The organism is Paraburkholderia sp. BR10872, assembly GCF_040965835.1.
GTDB classification, from domain to species: Bacteria; Pseudomonadota; Gammaproteobacteria; order Burkholderiales; family Burkholderiaceae; genus Paraburkholderia; species Paraburkholderia nodosa_A.
Window position 1 is genome coordinate 13002 of sequence record NZ_JBFRCN010000014.1, and the last position, 11238, is coordinate 24239.

At 64.3% G+C, this 11238-nt stretch carries 10 protein-coding genes; 5 read left to right on the top strand and 5 right to left on the bottom strand.

All coding sequences use genetic code 11. From position 1 onward, the window contains the following. Positions 1-16: 16 nt before the first annotated feature. From AB4Y43_RS13535 to AB4Y43_RS13545, 3 genes are read right to left on the bottom strand one after another with little or no spacing between them, the layout of a single operon-like run. Positions 17-805: an enoyl-CoA hydratase/isomerase family protein gene (locus tag AB4Y43_RS13535; protein ID WP_368727996.1), complete on the bottom strand. Its 789-nt coding sequence runs from the start codon at positions 803-805 to the stop codon at positions 17-19. A gap of 18 nt (positions 806-823) precedes the next feature. Beyond that, entirely contained in the window at positions 824-2431 is a 1608-nt protein-coding gene (locus tag AB4Y43_RS13540) for a carboxyl transferase domain-containing protein (RefSeq protein WP_368727997.1), read from the bottom strand. A 35-nt stretch (positions 2432-2466) separates the two neighbouring features. Beyond that, the gene (locus AB4Y43_RS13545) at positions 2467-3648 is read right to left on the bottom strand and encodes an isovaleryl-CoA dehydrogenase (RefSeq protein WP_368727998.1); all 1182 of its coding nucleotides are present in this window, start codon (positions 3646-3648) and stop codon (positions 2467-2469) included. A gap of 194 nt (positions 3649-3842) precedes the next feature. Between AB4Y43_RS13545 and AB4Y43_RS13550 the strand changes: the two genes are divergently transcribed. The 3 genes from AB4Y43_RS13550 to AB4Y43_RS13560 all read left to right on the top strand — a co-directional run bounded on the left by AB4Y43_RS13550 (position 3843) and on the right by AB4Y43_RS13560 (position 6041). Continuing rightward, positions 3843-4568, top strand: coding sequence for a TetR/AcrR family transcriptional regulator (locus AB4Y43_RS13550; protein WP_069261702.1), 726 nt, complete (start codon positions 3843-3845; stop codon positions 4566-4568). A 509-nt stretch (positions 4569-5077) separates the two neighbouring features. After that, the gene (locus AB4Y43_RS13555) at positions 5078-5467 is read left to right on the top strand and encodes a hypothetical protein (RefSeq protein WP_069261701.1); all 390 of its coding nucleotides are present in this window, start codon (positions 5078-5080) and stop codon (positions 5465-5467) included. Between the two features lie 25 nt (positions 5468-5492). Continuing rightward, complete coding sequence (locus tag AB4Y43_RS13560; protein ID WP_069261700.1) at positions 5493-6041, top strand: glycine zipper family protein; 549 nt, start codon at positions 5493-5495, stop codon at positions 6039-6041. Between the two features lie 87 nt (positions 6042-6128). On the opposite strand, the gene AB4Y43_RS13565 is transcribed toward AB4Y43_RS13560, so the two are convergent. Next, positions 6129-9302 (bottom strand): transglycosylase domain-containing protein, encoded by a 3174-nt coding sequence (locus AB4Y43_RS13565; protein WP_368616642.1) that lies wholly within the window; start codon positions 9300-9302, stop codon positions 6129-6131. 225 nt (positions 9303-9527) lie between these two features. On the opposite strand from AB4Y43_RS13565, the gene AB4Y43_RS13570 reads away from it, so the two are divergent. Together AB4Y43_RS13570 and AB4Y43_RS13575 are read left to right on the top strand one after the other, a co-directional pair. Further along, positions 9528-9860 carry a hypothetical protein gene (locus AB4Y43_RS13570; RefSeq protein WP_069261699.1) on the top strand — a complete coding sequence of 111 codons (333 nt, stop codon included), beginning with the start codon at positions 9528-9530 and terminating at the stop codon, positions 9858-9860. 219 nt (positions 9861-10079) lie between these two features. Further along, positions 10080-10349, top strand: a complete 270-nt coding sequence (locus AB4Y43_RS13575) for a hypothetical protein (RefSeq protein WP_368616731.1) — start codon at positions 10080-10082, stop codon at positions 10347-10349. A 107-nt stretch (positions 10350-10456) separates the two neighbouring features. On the opposite strand, the gene AB4Y43_RS13580 is transcribed toward AB4Y43_RS13575, so the two are convergent. After that, positions 10457-11191 (bottom strand): response regulator transcription factor, encoded by a 735-nt coding sequence (locus AB4Y43_RS13580; protein ID WP_069261698.1) that lies wholly within the window; start codon positions 11189-11191, stop codon positions 10457-10459. Positions 11192-11238: the final 47 nt, after the last annotated feature.

Below are 11238 nucleotides of genomic sequence, written 5' to 3' on the forward strand. Positions count from 1 at the left end.
TTTCCTGCTTCTTGCCTTATTGATCGCGCCAGCGCGGCGTCCGCTTCTCAAGGAATGACGACACGCCGTCGCGCCCTTCTTCGCTCGCGCGAATACGCGCGATGCGAACGGCGGTGTCTTCGATCAAGGCGTCGTCGATCGTCTGGCCGGCGATGTCCTGCACGAGCTGCTTGCACTCGCGTACGGCATTCGGGCTGTTCGCGCAGAGCGTTTCGGTCATGCGCTGCACGGTGGCGTCGAGGTCTTCGGCGCTCACCGCTTCGCTCACGAGGCCGAGCCGCTGCGCGGTGGCGCAGTCGAACGCCTCAGCCGTGACGAAGTAGCGGCGCGAAGCTTGCTCGCCCAGCGCGCGGATCACGTAAGGCGCGATCGTGGCGGGCATGAGACCGAGGCGCGCTTCGGAAAGGCAGAAGTGCGCAGTTTCCACGGCCACCACGATGTCCGCCGCACACACGAGGCCCATGCCGCCCGCGTAGGCGTCGCCGTGCACGCGTGCGACGACCGGCTTCGGGCAGCGATAGACCGCTGAGAGCATCTGCGCGAGACGCATGGCGTCCGCGCGATTCTCCGCGTCGGAGTAGCCGGCCATCTTGCGCATCCAGTTCAGGTCCGCGCCTGCGCAAAAGGCCTTGCCGTTGCCGGCGAGCACGATCGCACGCACGTCGTCGCGCGCGCCGAGCGCGGTGAACGCGGCCGTGACGTCCGCGATCATCGCTTCGTTGAACGCGTTGCGGACTTCAGGGCGATTGAGCGTAACAGTGGCCACGTGTCCGGCAACTTCTACGATGAGCGTTTCGTATTGCATTGTCTGGTCCTCAATGCATCACATGCGGAACACGCCGAAGCGCGTCTCTTCGATCGGCGCGTTCATCGTGGCGGAAAGACCGAGGCCGAGTACGTCGCGCGTTTGCGCCGGGTCGATCACGCCGTCGTCCCACAGGCGTGCGCTCGCGTAATACGGATGGCCCTGCAGCTCGTATTGATCGCGAATCGGCTGCTTGAACGCATTTTCTTCTTCGGCGCTCCACGTGCCGCCCTTCGTTTCGATGCCGTCGCGGCGCACTGTGGCAAGCACGGATGCGGCCTGCTCGCCGCCCATCACCGAGATACGCGCGTTCGGCCACATCCACAGGAAGCGCGGCGAATACGCGCGGCCGCACATGCCGTAGTTGCCCGCGCCGAACGAACCGCCAATGATCACCGTGAACTTCGGCACCTTTGCCGTGGCCACGGCCGTCACCATCTTCGCGCCATTGCGCGCAATGCCCTCGTTCTCGTACTTGCGGCCGACCATGAAGCCCGTGATGTTCTGCAGGAACACCAGTGGAATCTTGCGCTGGCAGCACAGCTCGATGAAATGCGTGCCCTTCAACGCCGATTCGGAAAACAGAATGCCGTTGTTCGCGATGATGCCGACCGGGTGGCCCCAGATGTGCGCAAAACCGGTCACGAGCGTGGTGCCGTAGCGCGCCTTGAATTCGTCGAACGCCGAGTCGTCCACGATGCGGGCGATCACCTCGCGCACGTCGAAGGGCTTGCGCGTATCCATTGGAATCACGCCGTACAGGCTTTTCGCGTCGAAGCGCGGCGGCAGCGGCTCGCGCAGCACCACGGGCGGCGTTTTCGTGCGGTTCAGATTGCCGACGATCGAACGCGCAATGGCCAACGCATGCGCATCGTTCTGCGCGAGATGGTCGACCACGCCGGAAAGGCGCGTATGGACATCGCCGCCGCCCAGGTCTTCGGCGCTCACTTCCTCGCCCGTCGCCGCCTTCACGAGCGGCGGGCCGCCGAGGAAAATCGTGCCCTGGTTCTTCACGATGATCGACTCGTCGCTCATGGCCGGCACATACGCGCCGCCCGCCGTGCACGAGCCCATCACCACCGCAATCTGCGGAATACCCTGCGCAGATAGATTCGCCTGGTTGTAAAAGATGCGGCCGAAGTGATCGCGGTCCGGAAACACCTCGTCCTGATTCGGCAGGTTCGCCCCGCCCGAATCGACGAGATACACGCAGGGCAGGTTGTTTTCCTGGGCGATTTCCTGCGCGCGCACGTGCTTCTTCACCGTGACCGGATAGTACGTGCCGCCCTTTACCGTGGCGTCGTTGCAGACAATCACGCATTCCTGCCCCGCAATGCGCCCGATGCCCGTGATGATGCCCGCGCCCGGCGCGTCGTCGTTGTACATGCCGTAGGCCGCGAGCTGCGAGAACTCCAGAAACGGCGTGCCCGGATCGACCAGTTGCGCGATGCGATCGCGCGGCAGCAGCTTGCCGCGCGAGAGGTGCTTGTCGCGCGCGGCCTCGCCGCCGCCCAGCGCAAGCTTCTGGATCTTCTCGCGCAGGTCCGCGACGAGCGCTTCGAGTGCCGCGGTATTGGCCTTGAAGTCGTCCGAACGCGGATTGAGCTTCGATTCGATGACCGGCATCCCGTCCTCCCTTCGTTACCGTGAGTTGCTTAGGATTACATGGTTTCCGCGAACAGCTCGCGGCCGATCAACATGCGGCGAATCTCGCTCGTGCCCGCGCCGATTTCGTAGAGCTTCGCGTCGCGCCAGAGACGTCCGACCGGATACTCGTTGATATAGCCATTGCCGCCCAGAATCTGGATCGCTTCGCCGGCCATCCACGTTGCCTTTTCCGCGGTGTAGAGAATCACGCCCGCGCAGTCCTTGCGCACCTGGCGCACGTGGTCCCGGCCAAGCGTGTCGAGCTGGCGGCCCACCGCGTAGAGATAGGCGCGGCACGCCTGGTAGGTCGTATAGAGGTCCGCGACCTTGCCCTGGATGAGCTGGAATTCGCCGATGGCCTGACCGAACTGCTTGCGATCGTGGATGTACGGCACGACCGCGTCCATGACCGCGGCCATGATGCCGGTGGGGCCGCCCGCCAGCACGGCGCGCTCGTAGTCGAGGCCGCTCATCAGCACTTTCACGCCGCCGTTGAGCTGGCCGAGGATGTTCTCTTCGGGCACTTCCACGTCCTGGAACACCAGTTCGCCCGTGTGCGAACCGCGCATGCCGAGCTTGTCGAGCTTCTGCGCAACCGAAAAGCCCTTCATGCCCTTCTCGACGATGAACGCCGTAATGCCGCGCGAACCCGCTTCAGGATCGGTTTTCGCGTAGACGAGCAGCGTGTCGCAATCCGGGCCGTTGGTGATCCACATCTTCGTGCCGTTGAGCACGTAGCGGTCGCCCTTCTTTTCGGCGCGCAGCTTCATGCTCACGACGTCCGAGCCGGCGTTGGGCTCGCTCATGGCGAGTGCGCCGACGTGCTCGCCGGAAACGAGCTTCGGCAGATATTTACGCTTTTGCGCCTCGGTGCCGTTGCGGTGGATCTGGTTCACGCACAGGTTCGAATGCGCGCCGTACGAAAGGCCGACCGATGCGGACGCGCGCGAGATTTCTTCCATCGCGACCATGTGCGCCGTGTAGCCCATATTCGCGCCGCCGTATTCCTCGGAAACCGTCATGCCGAGCACGCCCAGGTCGCCGAACTTGCGCCAGAGGTCCATCGGGAACTGGTCGGTGCGGTCGATTTCGCCCGCGCGCGGCGCGATTTCCTTCGCCGCGAAGCCAGCGATGCTGTCGCGCAGCATTTCGACTTCCTCGCCAAGCGGGAACTGCAAACCGGGTACGTTGCTCATGTGTGTCTCCAGGGAATCTCGAACCGGGCGTAGCTTCGCCCCATGGACGCACATTTCACGCCAGATTTACGTTAACGTCAATAGGTATTTCTGAGTGACGCTCAAGTTTTCATGGCGATGAAATTTCCCTGTCTGGTGGCGTTTTTTTCGCGGATAATCGATTCCATCCTGACGTAAATTGAATCAAGCTCAATATGGAAGCCGTTGCCCGGAAAGCCGTCCTGCCCGCGTCGCGCCGCCAGCCGGCGGGCCGCAAGTCGCAGCAGCGTGTGCGCGAGATCCTGCAGGCGGGGCGCGAAGTGTTCTCGGAAAAAGGGTACGCACGCGCCACCACGGCCGAGATCGCCCAGCGCCTTGGTGTGTCCGAGGCGACGGTGTTCAGCTACTTCCGGGGCAAACGGGAGCTGTGCGCGCGCGTGATCGGCGACTGGTATGACGAATCGATCGCCGCGATCGAAGGCGGCCTGCCGCGCGACGGCACCGTGCGCCAGCAGTTTGCATTCATCGTGCGCATGCATCTGCAGTTGATGCTGGAGAGCGGCACCGGTATCTGCGAACTAGTGCTCTCGGAAGGCCGCACGCGGCACCACGACCTGAGCGAAGCGCTCGTGGAAATGCAGCGCCGCTACACGGCGCCGCTCATGCGCGTGCTGGCGCGCGGCCAGGAAAGCGGACAGATCCGCAACGACCTGCCGCTGCGGCTACTGCGTTCGCTGGTATTCGGGCCCATGGAGCATGTGCTGTGGGACGCGACGCTCGCCAACCGCCGCACGGACATCGACGCTACGGCAGAACGCCTCGTAGACGCACTCTGGTCCGCGCTGCAGCCGCCCAACCTCGAACTCGCCGCGCTCGCGCAGTTCAGCCAGGACGTGGGCGAAGCCGTGCGCCGGCTCGAGCGCGAACGCGCCGCGCGCTAGGCGGCGCGCCCTGGCGGTCGATCAGACGGTCGCCTCCTCGGCCACGCGCGCGCAGAGCGAAGCGGGGTCGAGCAGCATCAGCGTGCCCTTGCCCGGCGGTGCATAGCCGCCAGCGTCAGGTCGCAGCCCACGACATGAGCAGCGAAGTCGCGACAAGACCAGCAAAATGTCTATTCATGTCGGATTCCTTATTAATTGCGAGACCACGGCGGCGTGCGATAACGGCGAAGTGCGAAGAGTCGATATCGATCTATCCAATTATTACAGCCCGTCGACGCGCGCTCGCGCCTCATTGCACGCTTTTCTGTGAAATATGGAGCGCGATGCGAGCCGTTGCGCGCCGTACGCACTACGACCACCCTTCGCGCCCCATCAGCCCCGAGCCTTCTGTAACAACTCGAAAAATCGGTGCAACTCGCGTAATTGCATTGGTTCCCGCAATGTCTTAGCGTTCGATAATCGGCTGGCGCGCGCCGTTGCTCCGGCCTGCCCGTTTCTGGAGATCGTGTGTGAGAAGGTCGAAACTGTTTCTCGGGGCCGCTGCGGCCGCGCTTCTCAGCGTGTGCGGCGTAGCCCAGGCGGCGCGTGTCGGCGTGTATTTCGGCGCCGGCGTGCCGTATTACTACCCGGTCGCGCCCGCGCCCTACTATTACGCGCCGGCGCCCGTCATCGTCGCGCCGCCGCCGCAGGCGCCCGACTACATCGAGCAGGGGCAGGCCCCCGCGATGGACCCACAGCAAGGCCCCGTCAACGCAGCGCCTGGCGATGCAGCGGGCGACCAGCAGGCGAACGCCGACACCTGGTATTACTGCGACGAGTCGAAAACCTACTATCCGTATGTGAAGCAATGTTCGTCGGGCTGGCGCGCGGTTCCCGCCCAGCCGGCGCCGTCGAACTAGAAACCTTGAAAATATCGAGCCGCACATGAAATACACGTATCTCGCGCTACTCGCCACAGCGGGGCTGCTGAGCGCATGCGCCGTGACGCCCACGGGGCCGAGCGTGATGGCCCTACCTGGCACGGGCAAGACTTTCGATCAGTTCCGTGCCGACGACGCGAACTGCCGCCAGTTCGCTTTCCAGCAGGTAGGCGGCGTCACATCGAACCAGGCGGCAACCGGTGCCGGCGTGGGCAGCGCCGTGGTCGGTACGGCGCTCGGCGCTGCCGCGGGCGCCGCATTTGGCGGCGGCCACGGCGCGGCCATCGGCGCGGGCGCGGGCCTGCTGGCGGGCAGCGCGGTGGGCATGGGCAACGCACAGGGTTCCGCATGGGACGTGCAGCGCCGCTACGACTACGCTTATCTGCAATGCATGTACGCCACCGGCAACCGCATCCCGGCGCCCGGCAACATGACGATGTCGCAGCCTCAGCAGTTCCAGGCGCCTCAGCAGCAGTTCCAGACAGCGCCGCAACCGCGTTATTTGCCGCCGCCCCCGCCGGGGTCGCCGCCTCCGCCGCCGAGCGGATACTGAAGCGGATATAGACCGCATTAGGAAGAACGCGAGGCTGACGCAATTGCGCCAGCCTCGCGTTTTGCTTTGGATTCCGAATAAGCTGAATCAGTGCGCGTCGTCGAATTCGAGCGCGTTGCCGTTCCACACCACACGGCGCATTTCGCCCGACTGCGGGTCGATGAGCGTCATCTGCTGCGCGGCGTGGACGGGATCGGGCTTCTCACGGCGGTCCGTCGCCGAGCTGGATTCGAGCAGCGGCTGCAACACCGGCGCGAGCGACTTCAGCAGTTGCACGGACAGCGCACTCGTGAACGTATAGCGCGCCGCGTACGGCTCATGCACCCATGCCGTAAGCGTGCCGTAGAAGCGGTTGCCGATCACGAACACGAAGGTCGCGCTCCGGTTCACCTTGCGCGATTCGATGAGCCGCGCGCCCGGCGCGTACACGTTGAAGCGCTGGTCGCCGGTTCCCGTCTTGCCGTAGACCGGCAGCGTCTTGCCGTCGGGGAGCGTCATACCGTCGGCGAGGCGCTTGGCCGTGCCGCCCTCCACCACGGACGTCAGCAACTCGCGCACCACTTGAGAAATTTCCGGTGAGATCAGCGCTTGCGGCTGCGCGGACGCATGAACGAAGTGCGTCTCGTAAGGCGTGCCGCGCGCGAAGTCGAGCGATTCGAAGCTATGCGTCGGCAGCTTTTCGCCATTGCTCGAAATCAGGCCGATAAGCTGCGCGAGCGCTGCGGGGCGGTCGCCCGAAGCACCGATTGCCGCGCCATAAGAAGGCGTAATGTTGTCGAACGGATAACCGACCGCGCGCCAGGACTTGCCAATCGCGTCATACGCGCGCAGCTCGATCATGTGGCGAATGCGCCGGTTCTGGGTCGCGTGATACTTCGTCTTGAAGAGCCAGCTGTAGGTGTAAAGGCGCGTGTCGCGGCTCTCCTGCTGGACCTGCGCAAGCGTTGCATCCGGGTGCAGGCGCATGTAATTCAGCAGCCACAATTCGAGCGGATGAATGCCCGCGATATAGCCGCGGTCGTTGAGGTTGAATTTGTCGACGGCGTACTTGTCGTAGTAGCGCGCAAGGTCTTCGTCATCGAGCCATTGGAACTTCGTGTTCTTGAGTTGCGCGCGCATCTGTGCATCGAACCATGGCAGTTTGCCGTCGGGTTTCACGCTGCGCAGCACGGTCGCAATGCGCGCCGGGCCCTTGCGCGTGTGCTGCAGCAAGATCGCGAGCGCTTCGTCGTTGCTCTTGCCCGCGTAGCGCGTGTAGAAGCGCTTCATGTAGACCTGGCTCTCACCATCGGCAAACTGCGTGAGAAAACGCGTGCGCACGACAGGATCGTCGAGCCATTGCGCGGGCGGCCCCGAAGTCTGGATCATCTCGTAGTGAACGATGTCGCGCATGAGCCGCACGAATACCAGATTCACGGAATGCTGGAACGCGCGATGCACAGTCAGAATCTGCGCGTTGTCGCTCGACTCGAAATTGTTGAAGCTCTGCGCGCCGCCGCCGGTGTAGAACGTCTCGCCGGGACTGGCCGAGTACTTGCGCTCAACGGCCGCTTCCAGCATGGAATGCAGCGAGCGGTCGGAGGTCTTCGAGAGATAGTCGATCGCCCAGCGCGTGAGCGCGTCGCTCGGATCGACTTGCGGCAGCATCGCGCGCAACGACTTTGTGTCGTCGGCCGCGTAGCGCGCGTGCAGCGCGCTCACGATCTGCAGATACGTCACGAGCGTGCGCAGCTTCGCCGTCGACCCCAGATTCAGGCGCGCGCCCGAATTGATGTCGAACGGCTGGTTCACGCTGTCCGTTTGCACGCGCACGAGGTTCTCACCGCTGCTGCGCTCGAACAGCGTGAAGCTATAGGCGATCTTCGAAGGATCGTCGGACGGGCGCAGCATCTCGAAGCCGACCAGACCCGCCTGGCGCGCGCCGTCCTTCGTCGCGGCATCGGCGAGGCGGTCGCTCACGGCCTGCTGCACGCTGTCGACGAGCGTGGCCGTGGCGGTCAGATCGAGGCGGTCGAGGTCGTAAAGCGTCTTCAGCCCCAGCGCCTGCATGAGCTGGGTGCGCAGCGTCAGCACCGCCTTGCGCTCCACGAAGGAAACCGGCACACGCTGCGACGGCTTCGAGCGGTCGAGCGTAAGCTGCGTGCCGAGCGCGGCGTCGCGCAGCGCCGGCGTAATCACGCCGCCGGCGCCGAGCAGGCGGATATAGCTGTCGGTCAGCTTCGCGAGCGCCTCGTTGTTCTTTTGCAGGAAATACGAAGGCGCGCGCTGGGCGATCAGCAGCGAGAGCACCTGGCGGAACGCAAGCGCCTGCGCGTCGAGCGTCTCAGGCGTCAGCGGCGCGCGCAGGATGCGATTGACTTCGCGGAAGTCGCGGCCATACCAGGCGGCGAGGCCGTCGCCGAGACCGTTGACTTCGCCCACGCCCGGCTTGGCGGAGAGCGGCACCGAATTCAGGTAGCGCACGAGAATCTGCTGGCGCGCGGGCATCGTCTGCGGGCCGTCCAGATACGCGCGCAGCGAAGCGGACGCGATCTGGCGCAGCTTCTCCGGCGGCGTGGAGGTGCGACCGCCCGTCGAGTGCCGGAACTTCTCGATCTGCGTGGCGAGCGTGCTGCCGCCCGGCGTTTGCTGATGCTGGTTCACGAGGCGCGCACCCTGGTCGACGAGCGCCCGGCTAAAGCGCCCCCAGTCGATGGCCGGGTTGCGGTTCGGCTGGTCCTGGGCGAGCAGGTATTTGTCTTCGATGAAAAGCAGCGAGTCGCGCACCACGGCCGGCACCGCGTCGAAATTCTCGTACGCGCGCTGCGGATAACGCGTATGGAAAAGCGTCGCACCGGAAGCGTCGCGCAGCACGATGCCGGCCTGGTCCTTTTCTTCGAACGGCAGGAAAAGCCCCTGGTCGGCGACGGCGATCATGCGATCTGAATCGCGCGCCTGCGCGGCGATCGCGAAACCGCGTTCCGCAAGCCGGTTCTCGAAGGTGGGCAGTTGCGCATAACCGAGCCGCACGTCGTACGGCCCGTTCGTGGTGGGAAAGCGGATGTTGTGGCTCGGCCCGTTCTCGACCGTAAAGCCGATGTCGCGCGTGAGTTCGGAGAGATAGCGCGCCTGCAGGCGCGACGTGTCGATTTCGATCTGAACGATGCGCGCGATGATGACGAGGGCGGCCAGAAACGCGACGACGAATCCCCACTTGACCCACCTGAAGAGTGAGCCAGCGCCAGCGGCGCGAACAGGAAAGCGTACCGATGGGCGGTTCATGCGTATTCTCCTGACGTCACGTCAGATTTCCAGACGGCACCCCTTAAATAGTCTATCTCGCTCCGTACGTTCTTGCGCGCCAGTATGTAGGGCTTCGCACGCACGTCGCACTGCCGCAACACGGATGCCCGGCGCGTGACAGTTTTGCGGCATGTTGCGCCGGCGCCGTGGCACGGGACATGCTCCCGATATAATGATTGGCTACTTCGTTGGATACCGGGAAATATGAAGAAGCTTGCCGTGCCCCTTGCCCTTTCGCTCGCGCTCGGCGCGTGCGCGTGGTTTCAGAGCAACCCGGACGCCGGTCAGCCGGTCATCGATTCCACAACCAACCGGTCGGTCCAGGACGTCATCTCGTGCCTGACCGTCGAAGCCTCGCGTCACGGCGCCAGCTTCACCACCTCGCCGCTCCCGCAAGGCCAGATGCTCGAGTTCGGCGACTCGAACGTCATCAAGGTTCGCACCGATAACGGCGCGACGACATACCGTTATTACGCCGGCAAACGCCACGCCTCGAACCTGTGGATCGAAGGCGCGAGTAAAACCTGCGCGCCTTGAACATTTGACAGGCCGTTTTTGCCGGGTCGCTTTGCGCGGCGCTTCGCCGCGCCTTCGCGCCCTTTCAATTACAGCCTTTTACATCGATACGCGCCGTGTAGCGCGATGACACATTTTCGCCGGGCGTTTTAAGAATCGCTTAAGTCTTCGTCCGCATCATCGCTTCACCCAAAAGAAACGAGCGCTGCAGGAGGTTCCGTGAAACAGCAAGACCCGCAAATCCAGGCGACAAACCAGGTCGACAGCGAGGCCGCGCCCGGCGCGAAGCCCGCTCGCCGCACCTTGTTGCGCCGGTTGCTGAGCCACCACGAGCTTGCGACCCTCCTGTTGCTGCTGCATGCGCCGATCGACGCGCACGCCAAACCGGAGATTCCGATGCTCAAGGAAGCCGGCCTCGTCGAGCAGGTCCAGGACGACGCCGGGGACCCGCGCATCCGCCTGACGACGGAAGGCAACGCCGTGCTGCAAGGACTCGGCCTCGCACGCTGAGGTTGCCGCGCGCGGCGCATAACGCACCAGCCAAAAAAGTCGGCGGCACGCCATGCGTGCCGCCGTCTTTTTTTATCGAACGACAGAATGAATCGCCGCGCTACCCCTCAAGCCGACTCGAGCCCCGCGCCTTCGGCGGCGAGCGCCTCACTTTCATCCTGCAGGCACAACAGCCGGTAGCCGCTCTTGTACACCGGCTGCAGCCGAAACCCGTTCGGCGTGTCGATCTCCAGCACCAGACGCAGCCGCGACACGTGGCTGTCGATCGTGCGGGTCAAGGTCTGCAACTCGCGCCCCCACACCATCGCGTAAATGTGATCGCGCGAGAGCATGCGCCCGATATTCGAGAAGAACAGCGCAGCCAGCCGGTATTGCGTGGTCGAGAGCAGCACAGGCTTGCCGTGCACGCTGACCGCCTGATGCCGCAAGTCGAAGCGATAGGGGCCGGCGTCGATCGTCAGGTTCTCGAACCGGTCGGGAAACGCGCGGCGCAGGAGCGCGTTCACGCGAGCGCGCAGCACCGAAGGGCAAACCGGCAGGCACACGTAGTCGTCGGCGCCGATAGAAAACGCTCGCACCACGTTCTCGTCGGAGGCGTCCTCCGAGACGAACAGCACCGGAAGCTGGCTGCCGTTCACGGCCCGCAAGGTTCTCAGCAGCTCGGCGCCGGCGATCTGCGAGCCCTGCCAGTCGAGCAGGAGCATATCGACCGTCGATGCGGCCAAGGTCCTGGCAAGCAGGAGTGCGTCGCTGGACGCAACGCAGGCGTGACCGCATTGCGTCAGCACGCGCTCGAGCTGCTGGCGATGGTCAGCGTCGAGCTGGAGGATCGCGATGCGCATGGTGGGGGCCCCTGATGGATCGATGATGAAACCGGGCAATTTTGTGG

Excerpts from the sequence above, each read along its gene's own strand:
- AB4Y43_RS13535 (WP_368727996.1), bottom strand. The coding sequence starts at position 805 with ATGCAATACGAAACGCTCATCGTAGAAGTTGCCGGACACGTGGCCACT.
- AB4Y43_RS13570 (WP_069261699.1), top strand. The coding sequence starts at position 9,528 with ATGAAGAAGCTTGCCGTGCCCCTTGCCCTTTCGCTCGCGCTCGGCGCG.
- AB4Y43_RS13565 (WP_368616642.1), bottom strand. The coding sequence starts at position 9,302 with ATGAACCGCCCATCGGTACGCTTTCCTGTTCGCGCCGCTGGCGCTGGC.
- AB4Y43_RS13545 (WP_368727998.1), bottom strand. The coding sequence starts at position 3,648 with ATGAGCAACGTACCCGGTTTGCAGTTCCCGCTTGGCGAGGAAGTCGAA.
- AB4Y43_RS13550 (WP_069261702.1), top strand. The coding sequence starts at position 3,843 with ATGGAAGCCGTTGCCCGGAAAGCCGTCCTGCCCGCGTCGCGCCGCCAG.
- AB4Y43_RS13580 (WP_069261698.1), bottom strand. The coding sequence starts at position 11,191 with ATGCGCATCGCGATCCTCCAGCTCGACGCTGACCATCGCCAGCAGCTC.
- AB4Y43_RS13540 (WP_368727997.1), bottom strand. The coding sequence starts at position 2,431 with ATGCCGGTCATCGAATCGAAGCTCAATCCGCGTTCGGACGACTTCAAG.
- AB4Y43_RS13560 (WP_069261700.1), top strand. The coding sequence starts at position 5,493 with ATGAAATACACGTATCTCGCGCTACTCGCCACAGCGGGGCTGCTGAGC.